Below are 26,799 nucleotides of genomic sequence, written 5' to 3' on the forward strand. Positions count from 1 at the left end.
CGCCCGCGCGCCGCCGCCCCACTCGTCGCAGGCCCTGCCCTGCCCTCCGAAAGAGCCACCATGTCCTCACCCCTGCCCGCGTCCGCCCGGATCACCGCCCTGGACGTGCTCGACGTCCGCTTCCCCACCTCGGAGCATCTCGACGGTTCCGACGCGATGAACCCCGAGCCCGACTACTCGGCCGCGTACGTCGTCCTGCGCACCGATGCCGACGACGAACTGGAAGGCCACGCCCTGGCCTTCACCACGGGCCGCGGCAACGACGTCCAGGCCGCCGCCATAGCCGCCCTCGCCCCCTACGTGGTCGGCCTCCCGGTCGACGAGCTCTGCGCCGACCTCGGCTCCTTCGCCCGCACCCTCGTCCACGACCCCCAACTGCGCTGGCTGGGACCCGAGAAGGGCGCCATCCACATGGCCACCGGCGCCGTCGTGAACGCCGCCTGGGACCTCGCCGCCAAGCGCGCCGGCAAGCCCGTCTGGCGCCTCCTCGGCGAGATGACGCCCGAGGAGCTGGTCGCCCAGGTCGACTTCCGCTGGCTCACCGACGCCCTCACCCCCGAGGAGGCCCTGGAGATCCTTCGCCGCGCCGAGCCCGGGCGCCAGGAGCGCGTCGCCCGCCTGCTGGAGAAGGGTTACCCGGCCTACACCACCACCCCCGGCTGGCTCGGCTACTCCGACGAGAAACTGGCCCGCCTGGCCCGCGAGGCCGTCGCCGAGGGCTTCACCCAGATCAAGCTGAAGGTCGGCGCGTCCCTGGACGACGACGTACGGCGCATGCGCACCGCCCGCGAGACGGTCGGATCCGACATCCGCATCGCCGTGGACGCCAACCAGCGATGGGACGTCCAGCCGGCCATCGCGTGGATGCGGGCCCTGGCCCCCTACGACCCGTACTGGATCGAGGAACCGACCTCGCCCGACGACATCCTCGGCCACGCCGCCGTCCGGGACGCGGTACACCCCATCAAGGTCGCGACCGGCGAGCACGTCGCCAACAGGGTGGTGTTCAAGCAGCTGCTCCAGGCAGGCGCGGTGGACATCGTGCAGCTCGACTCCGCACGCGTCGGAGGCGTCAACGAGAACATCGCGATCCTGCTGCTCGCCGCGAAGTTCGCCGTGCCGGTCTGCCCGCACGCCGGCGGTGTCGGCCTGTGCGAGATGGTGCAGCACCTGTCGATGTTCGACTACGTCGCCGTCTCCGGCACCGTCGAGGACCGGGTCCTCGAATACGTCGACCACCTCCACGAGCACTTCGTCGACCCGGTGCGCATCGCCGACGGTCACTACCTCGCGCCGACGGCACCGGGGCTGAGCGCCGAAATGCACCCCGCGTCCCTCAAGGAGTACGTCTACCCCGACGGCCCCACCTGGACCACCCGTGTCTGACACACCGCTCCTCGTCGACGCCCACCACCACGTGTGGGACCTCCGGCGCCGCCCCCAGCCCTGGCTCGACGCGCCCGGCCACGCACCGATCCGCCGCGACTTCACGACCGGGGACCTGCGTGCGGCCGCCACCCGGACCCTCGCCGGCCGACGGCTGGACGGCACGGTCGTCGTCCAGTGCGTGCCGTCCGTGACGGAGACCCGCGAACTCCTGCACCTGGCCGACAGGGACCCGCTGATCCGCGCGGTCGTCGGCTGGGCCGACCTCGCCTCCCCGTCGATCGGCGACGTCCTCGACACCCTGCTCACCGACCGCGGCGGCCCCTACCTGCGGTCCGTACGCCATCTCGTCCAGGACGAGCCGGACCCCCGCTGGCTGCAGCGGCCGGAGGTGGAGCGGGGACTGCGCGCCGTGGGCCTTCGCGGCCTCGCGTACGACCTGTTGATCCGCAGCGACCAGTTCCCCCAGGCCGTCCGGCTCGCGGAGCGGCTGCCCCAGCTGCCGCTCGTCCTGGACCACGCCGGCAAGCCGCCCCTCGCCCGGGGCCCGCTCGCCGGATGGGAGCGGGACGTGCGGCGGCTCGCCGCGCACCCCCAGGTGCGGTGCAAGGTGTCGGGCCTGATCACCGAGGCGGATCACGCCACGTGGACCACCGCCGACATCCGCCCGGTGTGGGACGTCCTGCTGGACGCCTTCGGGGCCGACCGGCTCATGTTCGGCTCGGACTGGCCGGTGTGCGTCCTCGCCGGCGGCTGGGACCGCTGGGCCGCCACGGTGGGGGAACTCCTCGCCGACCGCACGCCCACCGAGGCGTCCGCGATCCTCGCCGGCACCGCGGCCGACTTCTACCGCCTCGCCCCCGCCGACCGGAAGGAGCGGACGCCGTGCTCCTGACCGGCCTGCTGCACCCCGGCGTCCTCGGAGCGCTCGCCGGCGCCGGACACGGAGCCCGGGTCCTGATCGCCGACGGGCACTACCCGGCGAGCACCGCCGTCGGCGAGCGGGCCGGAACCGTCCATCTGAACCTGACGCCCGGCCTGCTCGACGTCACCACCGTGCTCGACGCGCTGCTGCCCGTACTCCCCGTCGAGTCGGCGTGGGTGATGACGCCTCCGGAGGGGACGCCGGAACCGCCGGCGATCGCCGCGTACCGCTCGCGGCTGGCCCACGTCCCCGTCGAGACACTCGGGCGCTTCGACTTCTACGACGCCGCGCGCTCCCCCGACCTCGCCCTGACCATCGTCACGGCCGACGTCCGCACCTACGCCAACCTCCTCCTCGTCATCGGCGTCCGCCCGGAAGGGACCCTGACCCCACCATGACACTCGCAGTCCACTACACCGGCCCGCGGACTCTGGGCACGGCACCCGCGCGGAGCTCCGCCCCCGGCCCCGGCGAGGTGGAACTGGCCCCGGCCTTCGTCGGCGTCTGCGGCACCGATCTGCACATCTTCCACGGCGACATGGACGCCCGGGTCGCCAGGCCCGCCGTACTGGGCCATGAGATGTCCGGCCGCGTCGTACGCGTCGGCCCGGACGTGACGGGGCCCAGGCCCGGGGACGCGGTGACCGTGATGCCGCTGCGCTGGGACGGCACCTGCCCGGCCTGCCGCGCCGGACACCGACACGTCTGCGGGCACCTCGACTTCATGGGCATCGACTCCCCCGGCGCGATGCAGCAGCGGTGGACCGTCCCCGCGGACACCCTCGTCCCGCTTCCCGCCTCGCTCCCCCTGGACCGGGCCGCGCTCGTCGAACCCACGGCGGTCGCCGTGCACGACGTCGGCCGGGCCGACGTCCGCGCCGGGGAGAAGGTCGTCGTGGTCGGCGGCGGACCCGTCGGGGTGCTCATCGCACTGGTGGCACAGGCCGCGGGCGCGGACATCCGACTCGTCGAACTCGGCGCCCACCGACGGCGCCGTGCCGGGGAACTGGGACTCGTCACCCTCGACCCGGCCGCCGTCGACGTGGCCGAGGCCGTCCGTCGGTGGACCGGCGGCGCCGGCGCCGACGTCGCCTTCGAGGTCTCCGGCGCGGCCGGCGGAGTGACGACCGCCGTCGACGTCCTGGGCGTACGGGGGCGGCTCTGCCTCGTGGCGATCCACCCCCGGCCCCGCGAGGTCGACCTGCACCGCTTCTTCTGGCGCGAGCTCACGCTCGTCGGCGCCCGTCTCTACAACCGCGCGGACTTCGAACGCGCGGTGGCGCTGGTGGCCGACGGGACCGTCCCCGTGGAGCGGCTGATCAGCAAGGTGGTTCCGCTGGTCGAGGCCGCCGACGCGTTCAAGGCGCTGGAGGACGGCGGAGACGTGATGAAGATCCTCGTCGACTGCGGCGGCGACACCCCCGGAGGCACGGCATGACGGCATTCGACCTGACGGGACGGCTCGCCGTCGTCACCGGCGCCCGGAGGGGCATCGGCCGGGCCATGGCCCGCGCGCTCGCCGAGGCCGGCGCGGACGTCATCGGCGTCAGCGCCCACCTGGAGGAGTCCGGCAGCGACGTGGAGAAGGACGTCCTGGCGGCCGGTCGCGGCTTCGAGGCGATCCGCGCCGACTTCGCCGACCCGGCGGCCGTACGCGCCCTCGGCGCCGAACTCGCCGGTCGCGAAAGGCCGGTGGACATCCTGGTCAACAACGCCGGCACCATCCGGCGGGCCCCCGCCGCCGAGCACACGGACGAGGACTGGGAGCTGGTCCTCCAGGTCAACCTCGGCGCCCAGTTCGCCCTCACCCGCGCCGTCGGCGCGGGGATGGTCGCCCGCCGCCGCGGAAAGATCGTCTTCACCGCGTCGCTGCTGAGCTACCAGGGCGGCATCACCGTCCCCGGCTACACGGCGGCCAAGCACGGCATCGCCGGCCTCACCAAGGCGCTGGCCAACGAGTGGGCGCCCCACGGCGTGAACGTCAACGCCATCGCCCCCGGCTACATCGCCACCGACAACACCCGGGCGCTCCAGGACGACCCGGCCCGCAGCGCGGCGATCCTCGACCGCATCCCGGCCGGGCGCTGGGGCAGCGCCGACGACCTCGCGGGCGCCACCGTGTTCCTGGCCTCGGACGCCGCCGCGTACGTCCACGGCACCGTCCTGCCCGTCGACGGCGGATGGCTGGGCCGATGACGGACGACTTCGCGTCGGTGCCGTCGGACGCCGGGCTCCTGCCGGCCCCGTCCGCGCCCGCGGGGTCGATGCGCCCGTCGTCGGCGGCTCGGCCGTGGTGAGCCGCCGACACCCGACGCGCCGCGTGCGCGGGCCCCTCTCCCTTGGAGCACATCGTGAGACAGCGAAGAATCCCCCACACGGCCGTCGAGCTCACGGAGCTCGGCTTCGGCACCTCGGCCCTGGGCAACCTGTACCGCGCCACCCCGGCCGAGGACGCCGCCGCCACGGTCGAGGCGGCCTGGGAGGCGGGCATCCGGTACTTCGACACGGCCCCGCACTACGGGCTGGGCCTGTCGGAGAGCCGGCTCGGAGCGGCCCTGCGCCACCGGCCCCGCGCCGAGTACACCGTCTCGTCGAAGGTCGGGCGTCTGCTCGTGCCCAACGAGCACCCGCGCGGCGTCGACACCGAGGGCTTCGCCGTCCGGGACGACCTGCGCCGGGAATGGGACTTCAGCCGGGACGGCGTGCTGCGGTCCATCGAGGCCACCCTGGAGCGCACGGGCCTGGACCGCTTGGACGTGGTGTACCTCCACGACCCGGACGACCACTGGAGGCAGGCCGCCGACGAGGCCATGCCGGCCCTGGCGGACCTGCGCGACCAGGGGGTCGTCGGAGCCGTCGGGGCCGGCATGAACCAGTCGGCCATGCTCGCCCGTTTCCTGCGCGAGACCGCCGCCGACGTGGTCATGCTCGCCGGGCGCTACACCCTCCTCGACCAGTCCGCGCTGGACGACGTCCTGCCCGCGGCGGAGGAACTCGGCAAGAGCGTGGTGGCGGTCGGGGTGTTCAACTCGGGGCTGCTCTCGCGGGAACGGCCCGAGGAGGGCATGACGTACGACTACCGGCTCGCGCCTTCCGCGCTGGTGGCCCGCGCGCGGGCGATCGCCGAGGTCTGCGCCGCGCACGGTACGACGCTTCCGGCCGCCGCCATCGCCTTCCCCCACAGCCACCCCCGTATCATCAACGTCACCCTGGGGATGCGGAGTGCCGAACAGGCGACACGCAACGCGGAGCTGCACGGCCGGCCCGTTCCCGAGGACCTCTGGGACGACCTCCGCTCCCAGGGACTGATCAGGCCGGACGTTCCCGCCGAGTACGGTCGTCGAAGGAGTTCGCGTTGTCCCTGACCGACAAGGCCATCGCGCAGATCCGTGAGCTGATCCGCACCGGGGTCCTGCCCCCGGGGTCGAAGCTGCCCCCCGAACCGGAACTGGCCGCGCAGCTGGGTCTCTCGCGCAACCTCGCCCGTGAGGCGGTCAAAGCGCTCTCCGTCGCGCGGATCCTGGAGATCCGGCGCGGCGACGGCACCTACGTCACCAGCCTGCAGCCGACCCTCCTTCTCGAGGGCCTCGGCGGGGCGGTGGAACTGCTCCAGGGCGACTCGGGGGCACTGCGGGACCTGATGGAGGTCCGCCGCCTGCTCGAACCGGCCGCCACCGCGCTGGCCGCCACGCGGATCACCGACGAACAGCTCGCCGAGGTGAAGCGGCGCCTGGACGCGATGCGCGAGGCCCGCGACGACGTCGAACAGCTCAACACCCACGACGCCGCCTTCCACCGCGCCGTCGTCTCGGCGACGGGGAACGACACGCTGCTCACCCTCCTGGAAGCCATCTCGGGCCGCACCCTGCGGGCCCGTATCTGGCGCGGGCTCATCGACGCCGACGCCGCGGACCGCACCCTCGCGGAGCACGAGGCGATCTACCGGGCGCTGTCCAGGCGGGACGCCTCCCTGAGCGAGGCAGCCGCCCTGATGCACGTCAGCAGCACCGAGCAGGGCCTCCAGGAGCACCTGCGGGCCGGTTCCCTCCCCCCCGACGCCCCGTTCCGGAATCCCGACGGGTCGTCGCACCCGGGGGAAACGGCCGGCTGAGAGCCGTCGCGGGATCCGCGCCCCTTCGTACGCCGCGGCCCGCGCGCATGACCGCCGGGTCGGTCGTACGGCCCCGGAAGAGGTCCCCGACCTCCGTGGCGTGCCCGCGTCCCCGTGTTCACGGTCGGCACCGGCCGTGGCCCTCCCGACGCGGGCGGCCGGAGCCGACGGCAGCCGCCCACCGCCCGACGCCGCGACGTACCGGCCGAGGAGGACGAGCGCGGAAGCCGCTTCCCGCCGTTCGGCCTCGACAGGAAGTTCGCGGTCGCTCGGAGAGGCGTCCCTCCGGCACCGTTCGTGCCGGAGGGCGGTGGAGGAGAAGACCGTCCCGCGCCTTCGGAAGAAGGCGTCACGCGCGGAGGGGATCCGTGGCACCCGGGGCGCCCGGCACGTGGCCCGGCGCCCTGTCGTGTTGTGTCGTGTCGTCGGACCGTCAGGCCCGGTGTGTCATCCGATGGTCCAGCGCTGCAGTGCCGAGCCGTTGGCGGGCTGTTGGGTGACGAGGGCGCCGTCGGCGGTCGAGGCGGTGGTCAGCAGGAGGCCGCTCCCGACCGAGGTCAGGGTGGAGCCGCCGCCGGCGGCCGGGGTGACCTCCCACCGCTGGTTGGTGGTCCCGCCGCAGGTCCACTGGATGACGGGGGCGCCTGCCGACAGGGAACCGTGGCTGACGTCGGCACAGAGTCCGGAGGCGACGTTGACCAGGATGTAGGAGCCGTCCGGCTGCTCGACGAAGGTCCACTTCTGGTTGTTGCCGCCGTGCGCGGTCCAGGTGTTGAGCTGTGTGTCCGGCGCGTCGGAGCTGCCGGGCACGTCGAGGGCCTTGCCGCCGGTGGTGAGGGTGCGGACGCCGATCAGGCTGTTGCCGGAAGGGGGAGTGGACCAGGGTACGTCGGGGGCGGCGTAGTACTCGATCCCCGCGGCGGTCCAGCGCGCTCCGTGGGTGCCCAGACGGCGGCTGAAGTCGGCGTAGTCGTGGGTGGACCGCGGCGACCAGCCGATCTCGGCGATGGCGGGCAGACGCGGGAAGCTCATGTGCTCGGCGTACGCGTACGGCTCGGGGAACTGGCTCGTGGACGGGTCCGGCCGGTGGCTGCCCGCGTAGGCGCGGTCGGCCCACAGCGCCGCCTCGACACCGGCGATCTTGTCGGCCGGGACGAGCGAGCCGGTGCCGTCGAGCTTGGCCGTCGAGGTGGTGGGGTCCCAGTCATAGGCCCTGCTCAGCGAGACGTGGCCCTGCCAGTCCAGCCCGTACGGCGTCGAGGAGTCGTACTTCATGTCGAGGTAGGCGTGGTCCGAGGGGGACATGACGAACTTGGCGTTCTGCTGGACGGCGTCGCGGACGAAGTGGACGTTCTCGTTCTCGTGGTTCGTGCCGATCGTGCCCCGGTCGCCGTCGCCGCCCCACCACTGCATGATGCTGTTCGCGGGGATCGTCGACTGTCCGAGCTGGTGCCAGCCCATCACGGTCTTGCCCTGAGCGGTCACGGCCGAGCTGGCGGCGGAGACGTAGGCGGAGTACTGGGCCGGGGTGGCCGCCGGGGTCTCGTCGCCGCCGAGGTGGACGTACGGTCCGGGCGTCATCGCCGCCACGGTGTCGATCACGGTGGTGAGGAAGTCACTGACGTTGGCCACGTGCTGCGAGTCGCTCAGACAGTAGAGGCTGATGCCCGTTGCGGAGCCCGTGTACAGGGCGCTGGGCTGGTCGTCACAGTTGAGGTTGGGGACCGAGGCCAGCGCGGAGGTGACGTGGCCGGGGCCGTCGATCTCCGGGACGACGGTCATGAAGCGGGACTTGGCGTAGGCCACGATCTCCTGGTACTCGGCCGCGGTGTAGTACCAGTCGGTGCCACCGGTGAAGCCGACCTGCGTGCTCGCGCCGATCGTCGTCAGGCTCGGTAGCGCGCCGATCGCGATGCGCCAGCCCTGGTCGTCGGTCAGGTGCAGGTGCAGGGTGTTGATCTTGTACATGGCGGCCTGGTCGATGTACCGCTTGAGCTGGGGCATCGGGACGTAGCGCCGGGCCACGTCCACCATGACGCCGCGATAGGAGTACCGGGCGTTGTCCGAGATCTGGACGGGGGCGACGGTCCAGGGGCCCGGCTTGACCGAAGTGGACTCGATCGCGGCCGGCAGCAGCTGCCGCAGGGTCTGCACCCCGCGGAACAGGCCCTGCGCCCCGTGCGCGGTCACCGTCACGCCGGTGCCGGTCGAGGACAGGGTGTAGCCCTCGGCGCCCAGGTCGGCCGGACCGTTGGGGTCGAGGACGATGGCCTGGCCCGCGGGCTGGGAGGTGGTGGTGACCGGCAGTGTGTAGCCGGTAGCGGGGGCCAGCAGCCCCGCGAGGTAGGTGCCCACGCCCGCCGCGTCGGGGTCACCGGAGGAGATGACGTTCACCGGCGTCTGCGCGGTGACGGTGAAGCCGCTGCCGCTCAGGCTCGTCTGGGCCACGGGCTGGGGCACGACGGCCGGGGCGGGAGCCTTGACGGGCGGCTTCGGGGCGGCGGTGGCCGTCGTCGGCGCGAGCGAGGCGAGAGCGAGGCCGAGGGTGAGCGCGGCGAGGGCGGCGAGGTTTCTGCCCCGTGGGCGCGTCGGGCGCATGGGTGACTCCTTCGGTGAAGGGGATACACGTCTGCGGGTGCGGCCGGGCAGGCCGCCCCGCCAGGAGCGTGGCGAAAAAAGGAAGCAGACAGCCAAGAGCATAAAAAGTGCGGCTTCATGCACGCACAGGGCTACTTTCCATCACTTTCAAACGAACCGTGACAGTGCGGGAAAGGGTGCGTCAAGGCTTACTCCGCCGTAGCTTCACGGTGGGCGGAGTCTCGGCGCCGGCGCGGGAAACTGCGGGGAGCGTCTCCGCGCCCCCTCTGGCGATACGTCAATGGTTGCGCAATCATGGGAGCTTGGGCAGAGCAGGAAGCCGCCCCACGGGCCGCGTCAGGCCCGAGTGGCGGCTGGTCTCCTCAGATACGGATCAGAGCCGTACGACCTGCCCGGTGCGGCGGGCCCGCTCGGCGGCGAAGACCACGCGGTGGCTGTCGCGGCTCTCCCGGGCACCGGAGAGCAGGAGCTCGGGACGGCCGCCGTGGTGGGCGCGGACGAAGGCGTCGACCAGTGCGGCGTCGCCGCCTCCGTGGCCCTCGGCCGCGGAGGCGCCGCCGTTGTCGGTGTCGATGACGGTGCGTTCGTCGGTGACGAAGTCGTAGATCTCGAGGGTGCGGCCGTCGCCGGTGATCTGGCCGCGGGTGCCGAAGATCTTGGTGTGGCGGTTCTCCTGCGGGGTGAAGGCGGTGAGGGTGAAGGCGACGGTGACGCCGCCCTCGTACTGCAGGTTGACCACCTGGTGGTCGACGACGTCGTTGTCGCTCCGGTAGACGCAGCGCCCGTACGGCCCCTCGGCCAGGGCCCGCTCGACCGACTCTTCGGTCAGCTCGTCCGCGGCGATCCGGGTGAAGTACCGCTTGACGCCGCCCTCACGCAGGCCGACCTGGTAGAGCCTGCGCGCGGAGTAGGGGCAGTGGGTCTCGACGGCGCAGGAGACGCAGCGCTCGCCGGCGCCCTCCGGCGCCTGGTCGGGACGGAAGTGGCTGAGCGAACCGAAGGAGGAGACGGCGGTGACGGGGCGGCCGATGACGTGGCCGAGCCAGTCGATGTCGTGACCCGACTTGGTCAGGAGCGCGAAGCTGGAGAGGTCCTCGCGCCGCCAGTTGCCGCGTACGTACGAGTGCGCGTAGTGCCAGTAGCCGATGGGCTCCAGGTGCTCGACGCTGACGACGTTCCCGATCCGCCCGGAGTCCACGAGCCGCTTGAGGCGCACGGTGTAGGGCGAGTAGCGCATGACGTGGCAGACCGTCAGCGACACCCCGGCGGCCTCCGTGGCCGCGGCGATGCGGTCGCACTCCTCGGCGGTGAGGGCCATCGGCTTCTCCAGCAGGATGTCGTACCCACGGGCGGCGAACGCCTCGGCGGCCTCCAGGTGCTCCGCGTCCTGCAGGGCGATGATCACGGCGTCCGCGACCCGCGGACCCGCGGCCAGGTCACGCCAGTCGGTGTGGCGGTGCTCCTCGGGGACGCCGTGCCGGTCGGCGAGTTCGTCGCGCCGCCCGAGGCGCGGCTCGGCGACCGCGGTCAGCGTCACCGGGGTGGCGCCGGCCGCGGCGAGGGCCGCGTAGCCGGTGCCGCGGGCGCCCGCGCCCGCGAGCGCCAGGGCGAGCGGACGGTCCAGCGGGCGACCGGGGTGGGTACGCAGGTTGGCGAATGCCGTACGCGTGGTGCTGCTGGTCATGGTCATCCTTTGACAGCCCCTCCGGTGAGGCCCTTGACGAAGTGTTTCTGGAGGACGATGTAGAAGATCAGGACGGGCAGGGCGGCGAGGAACATCAGGCCGAAGAGCTGTCCGAAGTCCTGCTGGTGTTCGCCGATGGCCCGGTAGACGCCGACGGTCACCGTGGTGCCGCCGGCCGGGCCGAGGATGATGAGCGGGTTGAGGAAGTCGTTCCAGATCCACACCCCGAGGAAGATCAGCACACTGGCCGTGGCGGGGCGGAGCAGCGGGAAGACGACCTGCCAGAAGACGCGGTGACGGCTCGCGCCGTCCATGGCCGCCGATTCCTCCAGCTCCAGGGGGATGGAGCGGATGAAGCCGGAGAAGACGAAGACGCCGAAGGGCACGTAGTAGCCGACGTTGAAGGCGACCATGCCCTGCAGGGTCGCCATCATCCCGGTGAGCTGGAGCATGTCGGTGACCGGGACGAGGATCACCTGGGGCGGGATCATCAGTCCGGCGAGGAGCACGAGCAGCGTGACCCGGGCGGCCCTGCGGCGGCTGCGGCACAGGTAGTGGCCGAGCATCGCGGAGAAGACGGTGAGCAGCACGATCGACAGCAGGGTGATGGTGACGCTGTTGACCAGGCCGTTCCAGAACAGCCGGTCCGGACGGTTCAGCACCTGGGAGATGTTGTCCAGGGTCGGCGGCCACGGCGGGGAGACCGCCGAGTCGTCGATGTCCTCGCCCCGCTTGAAGACGTTGGCGAGGACGAGGTACAGCGGCAGGAAGAAGACGGCGGTGACGGCGAGGGCCACCACGGGACGTACCCAGGGGGCGCGCGGGGTGTTCCGCATCAGAGGTTCACCTCCCGGCGCTGCAGGAAGCGCAGCGCGACGCTGGAGACGACGGCGACGATCACCAGCATGACCAGTGCCATGGCGGAGGCCTCTCCGGTGCGGTTGGCGGTGAATCCGGTGTGGACCACGGAGAAGGCGAGGGTGGCGGTGGTGCCGGTGCCGGGGCCGCCGCTGGTCAGGACCTGGATGTGGTCGTAGGCCTTGAACCCGGTGATCAGCAGCATCACCGTGTTGATGGTCAGGGCCGGTGCCAGCATCGGCCAGGTCACCTTGCGGAACCGCAGCCAGGGTCCCGCGCCGTCGATGGCGGCGGCCTCGTGCAGCTCCTGCGGCACGCCCTGGAGCCCGGCCAGGTAGACCACGGCGCAGAAGCCGAGCAGCTGCCAGCTGATGATGAGGCCGACGGAGTACAGCGCCAGGTCGGGATCGGAGAGCCAGCCGGGCGGACTGTCGACGCCGAGCGACCGCAGCAGGGAGTTGACCAGGCCGTCGTCGGTGAGCACGGCCTGCCAGACGACGGAGACGACGACCGAGCTGAGGACGACGGGTACGAAGAAGACGCTGCGCAGTGCCTGGTAGAGCCGGCCGCTCCGGTCGAGGAGCAGGGCGACGGCGAGCCCGAGGACGTTGGGGACGACGACCACGATGAGGGTGAGGACGGTCGTCACCTTGAGCGCGGTGAGGAAGGCGTCGTCGGTGAGCAGCCGGGTGTAGTTGTCCAGGCCCACGAACTCGGTCGTGGGGGCGAACTGGTCGGCGTTGGTGAGGCTGTAGCCGACGCTGAGCGCGATCGGGGCGAGTACGAAACAGGCGTACACGAGCAGTCCCGGTGCGCCGAAGCCGAGGAAGTGGCGCAGGGCGCCCGGTCGTCCGCGGCGGACCGCGGACCGGGGCCCGGGGGCCGGCGGCGCGCCGTGGAGCGCGCCGCTCTCCTTCGATGTCCTGAGCCCGGTGGTCACTTGGTGTCGGCCTTCGCCCAGTCCTCGTCCAGCGCCTTGGTCGCCTGGTCCGCGTTCTTGCGTCCGGCGATGATGTCCTGGGCGAGGGCGTAGGACTTCTCCACGAGGCCGGGGAGCAGCGCGTCGTCGCCGGTCTCGACGAGGAAGGAGTTGACGATGCCGTCGTTCTTCACGGCGTCCTCGTACACCTGGACGGTGGCGCCGTAGACGGGGCCCATGCCGGTCGGCGGGGTGTAGCCCTTCATCGCGATGATCGCGCCGTCGCCCTTGACCACCGCGTCGAGGGTGGCCTTGTCCTGCTGGAAGGCGAGCGCGAACTCCTTCGCCTCCTTGAGGTGCGCGGACTTCGCCGAGACCGACATGCCGCCGCCGGTGTAGGAGGGGAGGGCCGGGGTGCCGTCGTCGGTCGGGAAGGCGAAGACGCCGATGTCGTCCTTCATCGGGCTCCTGTCGCCGGCGGTGGCGAACCAGCTGCCCATCGGGTACATCGCGCCCTTGCCGGCGAGGAAGGCCTTCTCGGTGTTGGCGTAGTCGCGCGAGAGTCCGGCCTTGTCGATGTAGCCCTTCTGCGCCAGCCGGACGAACTTGTCCGTCGCGCCCTTGAAGTCGGCGTCGCCGAAGGAGACCTTGCCGGCGCGGCGCCGCTCCATCCAGTCCGGCGTCTTCCGGTAGACGTCGGTGCCGACCAGGGCGGTCCACAGGTACGAGGAGGCGACGGCGTCCTTGCCGCCGCCGCCGACGACGAAGGGGTCGATGTCCTGTGCCTTGAGCTTCTCGGAGGCGTCCAGCAGCTCTTGGTACGTCTTCGGCGGCGCCGTGATGCCGGCCTTCGCGAAGAGCTTCTTGCTGTAGTAGACGAGAGGGATCGGCTGGGTGTTGTACGGCAGTTGGTAGATCTTGCCGCCGATGGGGTTGGACCGCGGGAAGGTGAACGGCTCCAGTTCCCGGTCCGTCCACGCGACCATCTCGCCGGCCTCGCCGAAGCCGACGGGCGAGACGGAGACCAAGACGTCGGGGAACTGGCCCGAGGCCAGGAGCTGCTTGGCGTATCCGGTGCGATCGATGCTGGGGGCCACCAGCTTCTTGACCTTCAGGCCCGGGACCTTCTTCTCCGCCCGTGCGATGGCGTCGTCCCAGTACGCGGCGTCCAGGTTCGGGGTCTCGAAGGTGAGGAAGGTGATCTCCTTCTTGCCGGATTCGCCGCTGCCGCCGGTATCCGTGCCGGCGGGCGAACACGCCCCGGCGGCCAGGGCGACGACGAGGACGGGGAAGGAAGCGCGCGCCAGACGGTTCACGTGGTGCTCCTCGATCCGGAAGGCCAGCAGACGAGCTGTTTATTTTGCTACCTTCTGAAATAATGTTGACTGATGGTGGGACGCGTCGAGCGGCCGAGTCAAGAGCCGGGAAGAGGGAAACGTGACTGTTACCGGGGGAGACTCCTCCCTGCTGCGCCGCCTGAACGCGGCCGCCGTGCTCCGCGTGCTCCACGAGGCGGAGAGCCTCACCCTCACGCAGCTCGTCCGGTCGATCGGGGTCGCCCGCGCCACGGTGGAGAACGCCCTGACCGGGCTCGTCGAGCAGTCCTGGGTGGAGGAGGTGGCACCCGAGACGGACCGCGCCCGCGGTGTCGGCCGCCCCGCCAAGCGCTACCGCTTCCGCGCGGAGGCGGGCTGCGTCCTGGGGTTCGACATCGGCGCGAACAAGATCCTCGCGGTGGTCACCGACCTCAAGGGCGAGGTGCTCGGCAGCCGCCAGACCGCCGTGGCCCCCGAGCTGCCGTCGGCCGAACGGATCACCGCCGCCCGCACGCTGGGCCACCGCACCCTGCGCGGCGCCGGCCTGCGGGCGACGGACGTGCAGGCGGTGGGGGTGGGCACCACCGGCATCGTGGACGCCTCGGGCGTCGTACGGCTCAGCGAACTGGTCCCGGACTGGACGGGCGTCGACCTCGCGGCCGCCCTGAGGGAGCCCTTCGACGCCCCCGTCGCCGTGGGCAACGACACCAACCTGGCCGCTCTCGGCGAGCGCTGGCGGGGCTCGGCGACCGAGGCGCGCGACGTGCTCTACATCCACGCGGGCCGGCGCGTCTCGGCGGGAGTGCTGATCGACGGACGCGTGCACGCGGGCCGCCACGGCGCGGCGGGGGAGATCGGCGTCCTGGCGGCATCGAGCTGGCCCACCGCCCCCGGCCGCCTGCTCGGCTGGTCGGGCGAGGGGCGGGGCGACGCGGAAGGCCTGTTCACCGCCGTACGACAGGGCGATCCCCGCGCCCTGGCAGCCCTGGAGCGGTACGCCGACGACCTCGCGCAGGGGATCGCCGCGATGGTCCTCACCCTCGACCCCGAACTGGTCGTGCTCGGCGGCGGGGTCTCCCAGGCCGGACGGCTCCTGCTGGACCCGCTCCGCGGCCGGCTCGCCGACCACTGCCTGTTCCCCGTGGAGATCGTGGCCTCGGCGCTCGGCGACCGATCGGTGGCCCTCGGCGCCGTCCGGCTCTCCCTCGACCTCGTCGAACAGCGGCTGTTCGAGGTGTCCGCCCGGGACTGACCCCCGCGACCGGCGTCAGGACACCGCCCGAGCCGGAACCGGCGACCGACGGCGACCGCCGACCCCGGCCCGCCCGGCGCGGGTGAACCACCGGAGGCCCCGGACCTCTTGACGCGCCGAGCGGGCCTCACCTAACGTCCGCCCCGGGTAATTATGAACACAGTCTTCATAATTACCCGGCTGGTAACCACCCCACGCCGTTCACCGGTGCCCGCGCATCCGCCACGGACGACCTCCGCACACGGAGTCCGACTCGACCCAGCCATCCCGGCTGCGAGTGAGGCGCGCACACCTGTCAGGCGGTCGTACGCCCACCGCGCCGACACGGGCAACGGTCCGTGCCGGCACCCCGGAACGGGTGCTCGCCCGCTGATCCCACACGCCAGTCGACCACCTGCCCCGAGGCTCGCCACCGTCGGACACACACCACGCGACCTCGGCGACAAGGCCCGGTCACATCCGTTGGAGGGTTCGTTCATGAGTCATGCCCTTGTGCGCTACGCCGCGCGGTGGGGTCGCTCCGAAGGAGGGTCCCCACGACGCCGGCGCCGTCGCGCCGTCGCCACGGTCGCCGCGATCACCCTGACGTCCCTCGCGCTCCCCGCCACCCAGGCCGGCACCGCGGCCGCGGCGACGGAAGCCGAGTGGGCGACGATCCGCTCGAAGCTGGAGGCCATCGACAGCTCGTGGACCACGGAGGACTACCGCAACTCGGTCACCACGACGCAGCCGGACACGGCGCTGCTGGGCAACGGTGACGTCGGTGTCGTGTCGTCCGGTTCACCGGGGGTCAAGACCTTCATCGTGACCAAGGGCGACTTCATCAGCCCGGGAGACGGTCAACCCGCCGACTACCAGCGGCTGGGATCCCCGGGCCCGATCGCGCTCGGCGGCGTCACCATCGAGAGCGCGGGCGCCGGCCGGAACCTCGCGCCGGGCGGGACCGCGACCGCCAGCAGCGTGCACGACGACTTCGCCGCCCAGAACGCGATCAGTGGGACGGACCCGACGGGCGAAGGGTGGGTCTCGGCGATCGGCAGCCAGCACTGGCTCCAGGTCGACCTGGGTTCTCCCCGGCAGATCGGGCGCTACGTCGTCAAGCACCGCGGGGCGACGTTCACCGACCCGGGCCAGGAGGCGATGAACACCCGCGACTGGACGCTACAGACCAGTGCGGACGGCACCACGTGGAACGATGTCGACACCGTCACCGGGAACACCGCCGACAGGACCGATCGCTCGTTCACCCCCACCCAGGCGCGCTACGTACGGCTGAACATCACCAAACCCACTCAGGGATCCACACCCGACACCATCGACAACCCCCGCGCGCGCATCCCCCGGCTCTCGCTCTACGCGGACCCGGACGCGCCCGACACCCCCGTCGCCTTCCGCGAACGGCAGGACATCCTCAACGGTGAGATCGACACCGAGATGATGATCGACGAGGCCCCGGTCCGGATGAGCACATGGGTGGGCGCCAAGAGCAACCGGGTGGTCACGACCCTCACGTCGAACAGCTCGAAGCCCGTCACCCTGAACGTCTCGGCCTGGTCCGGCACCACAGCGGGCCAGGACCCGGCGATGCAGAACAGCGCGGGCGTCACCGGTGACACCGTCTGGGCACTGCGGAAGACCCCCGCGGGACGCGCCTGGGTGACCCAGGCGGCGCTGGCGACCCGCGTGATCGGGGCCGTCCCGCTGTCCGCCCCGACGGCCACGGGCAACAGGGCGACGATGACGATCCAGGTGGATCCGGGCGCGACCGTCGACATCGTCACCGCGGTCGAGGGCGGCGGGAAGAACCCCGCCGACCCGCGTCCCGGTGCCACGGCGATCGCCGACCGGACCACCCGGACCGAGCTCGACTCGCTGTTCACCGCCCATCGGCAGTGGTGGAAGGAGTACTGGCTGAAGTCGTACGTCAACCTGAACGATCCGCTCCTGGAGCGCTACTACTACGGCGCGCAGTACCAGTTGGGCTCCACGTTCGGGGAGGGCACCACGACGCCCTCGGGCCTGTACGGCATCTGGACGACCCGTGACGACACGTCCTACGCCGGCGACCTCCACCTGAACTACAACGCGATCGCGCCCCTGTACGGCGCGTACTCCAGCAACCGTCCCCAGCTGGCCAGGTCCATGACGGACACCTTCATGGCCTACCTCCCGGAGGCGAAGCGCCGCAGCAGGGAGGACCTGGTCGCCCTCAATCCGACCTGGATCCGGGAGAACGGCCTGGAGGGCGGGATCGACGGCGGAGCCCTGTTCCCCGTCGGCATGACCGCCTTCGGCGACACCTCGAACCCGTACTACTACCAGCAGACGATGAACGGGCTGTTCAGCGCGACCGCGTTCATCTCCTCCTACGCCTACACCCAGGACCGGACCTTCCTGCGCGACAAGGTCGTCCCGTTCATCCGCCCGCTCGCCGTCTTCTTCAAGACCTACCTCCGCTGGGACGCCACGAAGGGCCAGTACGTCCTCTACACGGGCCACAACGAGGGCGGGTGGTCGCGGAACTCCAGTCCCGACCTCGGCGTTCTCAAGCTCGTGCTGAAGACGCTGATCGAGGCGAACACGACGCTCGGCATCGACGACCCCGACCAGGAGACGTGGAAGTACATCCTCGGCCGCCTCCCCGCCCAGCCGACGAAGGTGCTGAACGGGAAGACCGTGTTCACGCTGGCCGACCCCGGCACGACGACCGGCACCGGCGAGAGCGACGACATGAACATCGGCAGGCAGACGGTGAACCTGGAATTCGTCCACCCGGGAGAGCTGATCGGGATCCGGAGCGATCCGACCATGCGTCAGCAGGCGATCGACACCCTGGACGCCATGAACGGCTGGGCGAACGACAACACGTTCCCCAAGAGCTTCACCCAGGCGGCGCGGGTCGGCTACCCGGCGCAGCGGCTCGTCGACATCCTGAAGTCCCGGATCCAGGCCCAGATGGTCCAGAACCTGCGCGTCTCGGACAACCACCACGGCATCGAGAAGGCCGGCGCCATCGAGGCGATCAACAACATGCTCCTCCAGAGCGACGGCGGAGTCATGGTCCTCTTCCCGGGGTACCCGAGCGGGGTGAACGCGAACTTCGTCCGCCTCCGGGAGAAGGGCGCGTTCGAGGTGAGCGCCGCTCGCACCGGGGGGACGGTCGGCGGCGTGACGATCACCAGCGAGGCCGGCGCGACGGCCAGACTGCAGAACCCCTGGCCCGGCAGGAACGTCCGCGTCCGCCTGAACGGAAACAGCGTGTCCTCGAAGCTGACCGGCGGCGTCATCAGCTGGAACACCACCCCGGGATCCACCTACACGATCGACCCCCGATAGCCCCTCTCCCCCACACCCCCGAAAACCGGCCGGCAGCACCTCCCCAGAGGCGCCCCGGCCGGTCCCCACGAACACGCGGCCTGCCCTGCACTCCCCCCACCCACCGGCGAGGCACGGGGGGACCTTACGGAAAGCCCCACGGCGAGCGGGCTACGCGGCCGGTGTCGACATGGGGATCGACGAGACCAGAGCCGTCACGACGGACCTCCGCGGACCGTGGTCGCGCACAAGTCCCCCGAAGAGACCGCAGATCAGGCGTCCTTCTTCACCGCCTCCAGGATCGCCACGCACTCCACGTGGTGCGTCATCGGAAAGATGTCGGCCTGAGCGATCTTCGGAAAATCCCAGGTCAGAGCCACGTTCTTTGCTCATCGCCCTACTGGTGGGCGCCCAGAGCGTCAAACGAGCGTCACGGCCCAGTTCGTCCCTTCTACTCGGAGCGGACAGGCTGCCGTGGCCGACTTCCCCGGACGGCCCCTCATAGCTCCACACAAGGCGACGGGCCTACGGGGCCGTACTCTCGGCTTTCTCCAGCCAGTCGGTGTACCAGCGAGCGAACTTCACCGGCATACCGTCATCGTCGAGGAGCGGGGTGAGATCGACATCGTCCACTCGACTGTCGGACCAGATCGTGCCGCGGTGTCGGCCACTGACGATCAGCCACTCTCTCTGGGCACAGCCCAGGTGGGAGATCGCGATGGCACCGACGGTGCGCTCCGAAGCAAACATGACAGCCTCCCATCGCTCGTCCCACGCCTCGATGGCGTCGTCGAAGTCCTCGATGTCATCGAAGTCTTCTTCCTCTGGGCGTTGAGCAAGGAGATCGGCGAGCAGCTTCGGGCTCGGGCCCTGGTCGGGAAATGGTTCGGCAAGCCTCGACAGGTCGGCCAGATCCGCGCCGTCGCCTTCCCAACGCCAGCGACCTTGTACGCGCCGAACCGGGAACAGGCCGTACGCGGGGCCGGCGCCACCCGCACCCACATAAAGCAGGAAGCCCCGGTACTCCTCCGGCAGCCCCACGCCTATCTGAGCTTCAAGTTCGGCAAGCTCGTCCTGGGTCAGCGGCTCCTCCACGACCCACTTGTGCCCTGACGCCCCGAACACCTCGCTGCCCCCAGGTGCCGCACCCGCCGCCTCAACCCGCCGACGCACGCCTACCCACCACTCATCAGACATGCGGAAACCGTACGTGCAGCCACCGACACCCGGGTTGCAAGCACAGGCGCGCCGGCAAGTCGTCGACCGGGCACACGAAGTGAGCGGCGCTGGACTCCTGGTTCCGGGAGATGCTCCGCGTGCGGTGAGTTAACACGTGAGAAGCCGCGTCGCTGACGGCGGAGCCAGGGGGCACCGCTCTTCACGCCATAGGGCCCGAGTCATAGGATTCTCCAATCAGGGGGTCGGCGGGACTGGAGCAGCCGGAGGGCACCACTCTCTCGGGAGCGGCTTCGCCCTGGGCTTGTGCGGCTTCATTAGGGCACATCGCTTCTCGGAGGCCCAGTGAGAGAACACGAGCAGCTAGGACGAGTGTGGCAAACCCGAGTGCTTTTGGTGGCGGTGAAGAGCTGGAGCGGTTCAAAGCGATCTTGGCCAACTGGCGGACGTCGCTCGTCGACCTGAGTGGCCGCAATCGGCTCCTCAACTTCAGGCACACCAAGGCGGCGACCCTGGAGATCGCGCATCCGTCGGCTGAGGAACTCATCGAGGGTCTGGAACGCGGCTGGGACTTCGCGCCGCTGCCCGACGAGGAGCCCGCCACCGAGGACTCTGAGGGGGGCCAGGCGCAAACACGCTTCGCCGAACGGCATGGTGCCGCGTACGGGATCGTCACCCAGAAGACGACGGGCCCGGCGCTCCTCCGTGCGCTGACAAGCCTGCGCAGCAAGTCCACCCAACTCTTCAACGACTACGGTCTGTGGACGCTCCAGCTGGGTGTCGGCATCCTCCGCTGGCGTGAGGACGGCGCGTCGACGAGCAGCGATGCGCCCCTCCTCCTTCTTCCCGTGCGTATCGAGCGACTGGCCAACGGACGTATCCGCCTGGTGGCCAACGACGACGAGGAACCGCGTCTCAACCCTGCGCTCAAGGTCAAGCTGGAGCAGTTCCACATCGACTGGTCGCCCGTCACGGAACAGGATCCGACGAACCTCGACGCCGTGATCGACGCGGTCAACACCGCGGTGGCGGGGAAATCGGGCTGGGAGGTTTCGAGGCGCGTGGTTCTGGCGCTCTTCGCCTCCCACAAGGAGTCGATGTACCAGGACCTGCTGGACAACGAGGCCCGTATCCTGAAGAGCGATCTCGTACGGGCAGTGGCGCTCGGTCCCAAGGCAGGACTGGCGTCAGACCGCTTCGACTTCGAAGAGATCGACGCCGACCGGATCGACGAGCTCAGTCCGCCGGAGGACAGCCCGCTCGTCCTCGATGCCGATGCGTCGCAGCGGCAGGCCGTCGCGGCCGCTGTCGCAGGGCGGTCCTTCGTGCTCGACGGCCCGCCAGGTACGGGCAAGAGCCAGACGATCACCAACATGATCGCCGGTCTGATGCACGCGGGACGCAGCGTGCTGTTCGTCAGTGAGAAGGCTGCCGCGCTCGACGTGGTGCTGGATCGGCTGAAATCCGTTGGTCTCGACTCGTACGCCCTTCCTCTTCACAGCCACAACACCAGCCGCCGAGCCGTCGCTCAGGAGCTGGGAAGGGCCCTGGAAGAGGAGCCGCGAGCCCCACGGCTCTCTCAGGAGGCGGTCGCCCGAGCCCGCGAGGCGCGCGAGGCCCTCAGCGCCTATGCCGAGGCGATGAACGAGATCAGCCAGCCACTCGGCCAGAGCCTGCACGATGTGATCGGCAGGGTCGGGCAGCTGTCCGAGGCGCATGTGGCCTTCCTGGCTTCGGATGCGGACGGCGGTGCCCGCAAGCAGAAGGTGTTCGACGCCGCAGCAATCAGCGGACAGGACCTGCACCTCGTCATCGAGGCGACGAAGGCCATTGCCGGTGCCTGGCAGGCGGTCGCCGATCCGTCTTTTCCCTGGCGTGACCTGAAGGCCGGAAGTCCCCATCCCCGCCCGGCGCTCGACCAGGCCATGGCCGCACGGGACGGGCTTGCCGCGGCGGTGGCGCACTACCAGGATCTCTCGCAAGACGGCGAGCCGATCGATGAGGAAGGTGGCGTCCGTCGGCTCATCGACCTCCTCGCGCTGATCGAGTCACGCCGCCCGGTGCCCGAGACATGGCTGACCAGTGCCGACTTCGCCGACACGGTGGAGAGCCCGGTCGACGACTTCGTCTCCGCTCTCAAGAAGGTGGTCAGAGCGCAGGCCACGGCCCGCTCCGTGGCAGGGGACCGCTGGGAGGAACTCTCACCGCGTCTCACTCCCGCGCCGAGCGAAGCCGAGCGCGCCCTGGCCACTCTCTCTCCGGCCGGTATCGATCCCTCCGAACTGTCGGAGGAGCACGCGAACGAGCTGGCCCACGAGTTCGAGACGACCGCGGACAGTCTTGAGCGTACGCACCGCACCCTTGCCGAGGTTGCGCAGCAGCTGGGGCTGAACATCCCGGGCAGCGCTGCGGCAGCGGAAGATCTCTGCGACGTCGTCGCACTGGCGGGAGCCGACCACCGACCCCTCGAGCAGTGGCTAGTGCCCGGGGGAGCATCCGAGGCGGACAGAGCGGCAGTCAACGTCGTCGCCGACGGTCTGCGCACGTTCTTCGCCCGACGTGACACGGTTCTGTCCGCACAGGCACACGCGATCGTAGAGGCTGGCCCTGGTTGGGCCTCGATTCCCGCCACGCTCGACACGGAACCACCGGCGTCCGAGCAGGACCTTGCCGGACTGGAGCCGGCCGGCCTGGACCTGAGCCCTCTGACACGTACACAGGCTGCGGGGCTCTCCGATTGGTTCGCGAACCTGGGGGCGACCCTCGAATCCGCAGAGCGGCATGCCGCAGCTACGGCCAGGCTTCTCGGGCGTGACCGGCCGAGGAGCATGCAGGAGGCCGAAGAGCTGCTCGTCCTCGTGAAGCTGGCCACGGCCCCCCACCGGATGCTGGACACGTGGCTCGCCCCTGAGGTGATGTCTCAGGTGCGGGAAGCCTGCGGGGAGATCACCGACGCCGCGCGCCGGCTCGCTGAGGCCGAGCAGGCTGCGCAGGACGTCTTCAGGCCCGAGACCGCCGTCACCCCCGGGCTGCCGGACTTGATAGGCCGCCTGTCCGAAGGCTCACGCGGAATTGGCGGCCTGCTGTCCAGCGCGGTACGCGCAGACCGCAAGGCACTCGGTGCGTTGACGATCGCGGGCTCGTGGCGCAATGAGCTGTACGCCCGGCTGCCGCACGCCCTGGCCTGGCATACGGCCCACGACCACCTGCGGGCTCTCACCCGTAGGCATGCCGTTCTTCTCGGACGCTACGCGGGGACGGAACTGCCCGACGTGCCTGCTCTAGAGGCGGCACTGGCGCACGCCGGTTCCGTGCACCGGCTCGCGCCGGACACGGTCCTGGACCCGCATCGTCGCGGTCTGATGGCCGCCCAGGTCGCGGACGGTCGTACTCCTGCCCCGGAACTGCTGGAGCACTGCGGGGCCCTGAGCGAGGATCTGGACACCTGGCGGCAGGATTTGGCACGTCCCCGCCTGGCGGCCGTCGCGGACGAGCTCGCCAAGTGCTCTCTGTCCGACGCCGCCCGCTGGCTGCGCGCCCACCTGGATCCACTCGCTCGGGCCGTCGACGTCATCGACACGGTCGCTTCCGTCGGCCGTCGCGACGACGGACCTGACTTCGCGTACACGCTCGCAGGCGCCCGGGCGGCGGTCGGCGCCGCACAGGAGAGCCGGCGAGAGACCGCCAGGTTCGCGTCCGAGGAGGACACTCACCGTCGTCTTTGCGGTTCCTGGTACCAGGGGCTGGACACCGACCCCGCCGAACTGCGTGCACTTTCTTTCGGTGCAGAGCAGGTGCCGAGCGACATCCTCGAACTCCTGCACCGCGCCTGGACCATCCACGAATCCACCCCGGGCACCCGCGCCGACGAGGAGCAGCGCAGGCTGCTCGGTCAGTACGCACCGGACAGCGGCGTCGACACTGCCGCACTGCAGGACGCCCTGGAAACCGCGCACACCGTTGAGCGGCTGGCGCCGGACACGCTCGCCGACCCCGCCCGACGGGCACGTCTTATCGGCTTCCTCGCGGACGAACGGCCCGTTCCGCACGCCGTTGTGCGACGGACGGAGCCACAGCTCCGTACCGACCTGCGCGCCTGGCAGGAGTACGCCGGTCAGCCGCACCTGGCAGCCGCAGGCGCGCAGCTGCTGGCCGGCCCGTTGCACGACGCGGCGCGCTGGCTACGCGCCCACGTCGAACCCTTCGAGGACGCGGCCGACCTCCTCCGCTCTGTGGGGCGCGTCGCCGACGCCGACAGCGGGCTGTCCCTCTCACGGGCTCGCCAGGCAGTGACGGCGGTGGTCGACGCGCGGGCGGTCGTTGCGCGGTTCACCGAGGACGCCCCACGCAACGAGGAGCTGCTCGGTGACCTCTACCAGGGGGCGGCGACCGACAAGGGAGCTGTGCTCGACGCCCTGGACTGGGCCCAGCAGGTACGCAGGACAGCACATGGAGGCCACGGAGCTCCGCTGTCCGCCCCGGCAGCCCGGCTGATGCTGGATGCCCCCGCCGACACGTCCGTGGCCGACCGCCACGACGACTGGCAGCGCCAGCGGGACAACCTCGTCGCCCACTTCGACGCGCAACGCAGCCGCCTTCTGCAGCGCGAGCTCCGGGAGTCGCTGCCCGCTGCCGCGACCTGTCTGTCCCAGCTGGAGAACGACCCCTTCGGCCCCGAGGCATGGACCACGTGCTCCGAGGCTCTCAAGCAGTTGCGACGGTACGGCCTGGACGGGCTGCCCTCCCAGCTCGCGCAGCGCGGCGTGTCCGCGGCCGACTTCCCCGCCTCCGTCGAACGCGCCGTCCTTACCGCCTGGATCGAGCGACGCCTCGGGCTCGACGCCCGGCTCAAGCCCATGCGCGCGGCGGACCGCGATCAGCTCGTCGAGCGATTCCGAGACGCGGATCGCGCCCTTGTGGAGGCTGCCCACGCTGAGGTCATCGCGGCGTGTAATGCCCGCCGCCCGCGGAGGACCAACATCGGCCCCGCGGCTGAGTTGCGCCGACAGTCGCAATTGAAACGCCGTCACAAGCCGGTACGGCAGCTGCTGGGTGAGACGCGGGATGTCGTGCGACTCATCAAGCCCTGCTTCATGATGAGCCCTCTGACGGTGAGCCAGTTCCTGCCGCCGGATTTCCGCTTCGACGTCGTCATCTTCGACGAGGCGTCCCAGGTGCTGCCGCAGGACGCGGTGAACTCCGTCTACCGCGGCAGCGCGCTCATCGTGGCGGGCGACCAGAAGCAGCTCCCGCCGACCTCGTTCTTCAGCGCCGGCGGCGACGGCGACGACGACGAGTGGGACGAGGAGGGCGCGGACAACTTCGAGTCCGTGCTCGACGCCTGCAAGGCCAGTGGCGTGCTGCGTGGCCTGCCGCTGCGATGGCACTACCGGAGCCGCCACGAGAACCTCATCGCCTTCAGCAACAACGATTTCTACGACAACACCATGGTGACCTTCCCGGGCGCGTACGAGCAGAGTCCGGACCTCGGCGTCGAGTTCTTCAAGGCCGACGGTGTCTACGACCGGGGTGGTCGAAGCAACAACCCGGGCGAGGCGGCGGCGGTCGCACAGCGGGTGATCCACCACTTCGCCACCAGGCCGGGGCTCAGCCTGGGTGTGGTCGCCCTGTCCAAGGCACAGGCCGAGGCCATCGAGGAAGCCGTCCAGAAGGCACGAACCGCCCGACCCGACCTCGATCGCTTCTTCACCGAAGATCGTCTCGACGGCTTCTTCGTCAAAAACTTGGAAACCGTCCAGGGCGACGAGCGCGACGTCATCATCCTGTCCGTCGGCTACGGTCCGGACCATCGGGGCAAGCTGCTCTCGACATTCGGCCCCATCAACAGGGACGGCGGCTGGCGCCGTCTCAACGTCGCCGTGACACGCGCCCGGCGACGCATGGAGGTCGTCGCCTCCTTCCATGGTTCCGAGCTGGCCGACAGCAGCAATAAGAGCGTCCAGCACCTGAAGCGCTACCTCCAGTACGCCGAGCACGGCCCCCACGTCCTGGAGACGGCTGCGGCCGACCCGGACGCCGTGCCGGAGAGCCCGTTCGAGGAAGAGGTCCTGGGCGTCCTGCGCGACTGGGGCTACTCCGTACAGCCCCAGGTCGGCGTCGCCGGTTTCCGCGTAGACATGGCGGTAAGGCACCCCGCCGCCCCAGGCAGCTACGCCCTCGGCATCGAATGCGACGGCGTCATGTACCACTCCTCGCGCGCGGCCCGTGACCGCGACCGGCTGCGGGAGGCCGTACTGCGCGACCTCGGCTGGAATCTGCACCGCATCTGGGGCACGGATTGGTACCGCAACCGCCGGGACGCGATGGCCCGCCTGCGCGCCGCGGTGGAGGAGGCGTGCGCGCGGGACCCGTTTCAGGTGACACCGGAGGAGCCGGTCGGCGAGGAGGCTCCCGCAAAGGGATCTGCCACGCCGGACACGGCGGTGGACATGGGGCCGTCGGTGACGTTCGTGGCGGTGGACGACGGGCCCCCCGCATGGAGCCGGGTGTATGAGGAGGTCGTCGACGTTCAACTGGTCAACCTGCGGGTCACGTCCGCCAAGCGTCGCGGCATGCGGAATGCGGAGCTGCAAGACCCGGACGCCGTGGGAGTTGTCGCCGACGTCGCCCTCTCCGTGATCAAGGCTGAGGGCCCGATGACGGAGGACCTGATCTTCACCCGGGTCCGTTCGGCCTGGGGCATCTCAAGGGCGGGCGCGGTGGTCCGGGACTCGGTTCGTCGAGCGCTGCGGAGGATCTCCTCCGCGGGCCAGATCGTGCGAGTCGGCGAGGCGTACGACGTTCCCGGCCGGGAGTTGGCCTTCGCTCGCACTCCGACAGCAACCGTGGCGCGCAAGGTGGGGCAGGTCCCGTCGGTCGAGCGGCGGCTCGTCGTGGGACATGTGGTCGAGGAAAGTCCGGGCGTCCACCGAGAGGAGCTGCTCCGCGAGGTCGCACGCTTCTTCGGGTGGACACGGCTGGGTCCTGATATCAGGGATGCGCTCACGCGCGATGTGGACGAGCTCGTCGCGAAGGGGGCGGTCCGTGAAGCGGACGGTTTCCTGATGCCTGCGGATGGTGACTGACGAGTCACGAGTGGTGCCGCTCGGCGGGACTGCCGGCGAGCGGCCGTGGGTCGCGTCCATCACCCTCGTCGGCGAATCGAAGCTGCCCGCCGTCGAGCGGACACAGGCTTGCTAAACAGCTGTGCGGCGAGGACGAGCTCTACGACGTGCCGGCCGTCCTGGCGGTGGGATACC

16 protein-coding genes are annotated in these 26,799 nt (G+C 70.7%); 10 read left to right on the forward strand and 6 right to left on the reverse strand.

Features of this window, described 5'->3' with window-relative positions; genetic code table 11:
• Nucleotides 1-60: 60 nt before the first annotated feature.
• The 7 genes from ACFQ8C_RS02145 to ACFQ8C_RS02175 all read left to right on the forward strand — a co-directional run bounded on the left by ACFQ8C_RS02145 (nucleotide 61) and on the right by ACFQ8C_RS02175 (nucleotide 6,422).
• Nucleotides 61-1,386: an L-fuconate dehydratase gene (locus ACFQ8C_RS02145; RefSeq protein ID WP_383451343.1), complete on the forward strand. Its 1,326-nt coding sequence runs from the start codon at nucleotides 61-63 to the stop codon at nucleotides 1,384-1,386.
• Nucleotides 1,379-2,281 (forward strand): amidohydrolase family protein, encoded by a 903-nt coding sequence (locus ACFQ8C_RS02150; protein WP_383451345.1) that lies wholly within the window; start codon nucleotides 1,379-1,381, stop codon nucleotides 2,279-2,281. Before ACFQ8C_RS02145 ends, ACFQ8C_RS02150 begins: the two co-directional genes overlap by 8 nt.
• Complete coding sequence (locus ACFQ8C_RS02155; protein WP_383451347.1) at nucleotides 2,272-2,709, forward strand: RbsD/FucU domain-containing protein; 438 nt, start codon at nucleotides 2,272-2,274, stop codon at nucleotides 2,707-2,709. The genes ACFQ8C_RS02150 and ACFQ8C_RS02155 overlap by 10 nt, the downstream gene beginning before the upstream one ends.
• On the forward strand, nucleotides 2,706-3,749 hold the full coding sequence (locus tag ACFQ8C_RS02160) for a zinc-binding dehydrogenase (RefSeq protein WP_383451349.1): 1,044 nt from the start codon (nucleotides 2,706-2,708) through the stop codon (nucleotides 3,747-3,749). Before ACFQ8C_RS02155 ends, ACFQ8C_RS02160 begins: the two co-directional genes overlap by 4 nt.
• Nucleotides 3,746-4,507 carry an SDR family oxidoreductase gene (locus ACFQ8C_RS02165; protein WP_383451351.1) on the forward strand — a complete coding sequence of 254 codons (762 nt, stop codon included), beginning with the start codon at nucleotides 3,746-3,748 and terminating at the stop codon, nucleotides 4,505-4,507. Before ACFQ8C_RS02160 ends, ACFQ8C_RS02165 begins: the two co-directional genes overlap by 4 nt.
• 155 nt (nucleotides 4,508-4,662) lie before the next feature.
• A complete protein-coding gene (locus ACFQ8C_RS02170) occupies nucleotides 4,663-5,676 on the forward strand; it encodes an aldo/keto reductase (RefSeq protein ID WP_383451353.1) in 1,014 nt (337 codons plus the stop codon).
• Entirely contained in the window at nucleotides 5,667-6,422 is a 756-nt protein-coding gene (locus tag ACFQ8C_RS02175; RefSeq protein ID WP_383451354.1) for a FadR/GntR family transcriptional regulator, read from the forward strand. Before ACFQ8C_RS02170 ends, ACFQ8C_RS02175 begins: the two co-directional genes overlap by 10 nt.
• A 447-nt stretch (nucleotides 6,423-6,869) precedes the next feature.
• On the opposite strand, the gene ACFQ8C_RS02180 is transcribed toward ACFQ8C_RS02175, so the two are convergent.
• The 5 genes from ACFQ8C_RS02180 to ACFQ8C_RS02200 all read right to left on the reverse strand — a co-directional run bounded on the left by ACFQ8C_RS02180 (nucleotide 6,870) and on the right by ACFQ8C_RS02200 (nucleotide 13,797).
• Entirely contained in the window at nucleotides 6,870-9,020 is a 2,151-nt protein-coding gene (locus ACFQ8C_RS02180) for a family 20 glycosylhydrolase (protein WP_383451356.1), read from the reverse strand.
• 373 nt (nucleotides 9,021-9,393) lie between these two features.
• A complete protein-coding gene (locus ACFQ8C_RS02185) occupies nucleotides 9,394-10,704 on the reverse strand; it encodes a Gfo/Idh/MocA family protein (RefSeq protein WP_383451358.1) in 1,311 nt (436 codons plus the stop codon).
• Nucleotides 10,705-10,706: 2 nt separating this feature from the next.
• Complete coding sequence (locus ACFQ8C_RS02190; protein ID WP_383451360.1) at nucleotides 10,707-11,540, reverse strand: carbohydrate ABC transporter permease; 834 nt, start codon at nucleotides 11,538-11,540, stop codon at nucleotides 10,707-10,709.
• Nucleotides 11,540-12,502, reverse strand: coding sequence for a carbohydrate ABC transporter permease (locus tag ACFQ8C_RS02195; RefSeq protein ID WP_383451362.1), 963 nt, complete (start codon nucleotides 12,500-12,502; stop codon nucleotides 11,540-11,542). The genes ACFQ8C_RS02190 and ACFQ8C_RS02195 overlap by 1 nt, the downstream gene beginning before the upstream one ends.
• Nucleotides 12,499-13,797, reverse strand: coding sequence for an ABC transporter substrate-binding protein (locus ACFQ8C_RS02200; protein WP_383451364.1), 1,299 nt, complete (start codon nucleotides 13,795-13,797; stop codon nucleotides 12,499-12,501). The genes ACFQ8C_RS02195 and ACFQ8C_RS02200 overlap by 4 nt, the downstream gene beginning before the upstream one ends.
• Before the next feature lie 121 nt (nucleotides 13,798-13,918).
• On the opposite strand from ACFQ8C_RS02200, the gene ACFQ8C_RS02205 reads away from it, so the two are divergent.
• Together ACFQ8C_RS02205 and ACFQ8C_RS02210 are read left to right on the forward strand one after the other, a co-directional pair.
• Nucleotides 13,919-15,049, forward strand: a complete 1,131-nt coding sequence (locus tag ACFQ8C_RS02205) for an ROK family protein (protein WP_383451366.1) — start codon at nucleotides 13,919-13,921, stop codon at nucleotides 15,047-15,049.
• Nucleotides 15,050-15,526: 477 nt separating this feature from the next.
• On the forward strand, nucleotides 15,527-18,385 hold the full coding sequence (locus ACFQ8C_RS02210) for a discoidin domain-containing protein (protein WP_383451368.1): 2,859 nt from the start codon (nucleotides 15,527-15,529) through the stop codon (nucleotides 18,383-18,385).
• A 504-nt stretch (nucleotides 18,386-18,889) separates the two neighbouring features.
• Here ACFQ8C_RS02210 and ACFQ8C_RS02215 read toward each other — a convergent pair.
• Nucleotides 18,890-19,561, reverse strand: a complete 672-nt coding sequence (locus tag ACFQ8C_RS02215; RefSeq protein WP_383451370.1) for an SMI1/KNR4 family protein — start codon at nucleotides 19,559-19,561, stop codon at nucleotides 18,890-18,892.
• Nucleotides 19,562-19,914: 353 nt separating this feature from the next.
• Between ACFQ8C_RS02215 and ACFQ8C_RS02220 the strand changes: the two genes are divergently transcribed.
• Complete coding sequence (locus tag ACFQ8C_RS02220; RefSeq protein WP_383451372.1) at nucleotides 19,915-26,625, forward strand: DUF3320 domain-containing protein; 6,711 nt, start codon at nucleotides 19,915-19,917, stop codon at nucleotides 26,623-26,625.
• Nucleotides 26,626-26,799: the final 174 nt, after the last annotated feature.

Origin of the sequence: Streptomyces sp. NPDC056503 (assembly GCF_042794995.1) — a bacterium.
Classification (GTDB): Bacteria; Actinomycetota; Actinomycetes; order Streptomycetales; family Streptomycetaceae; genus Streptomyces.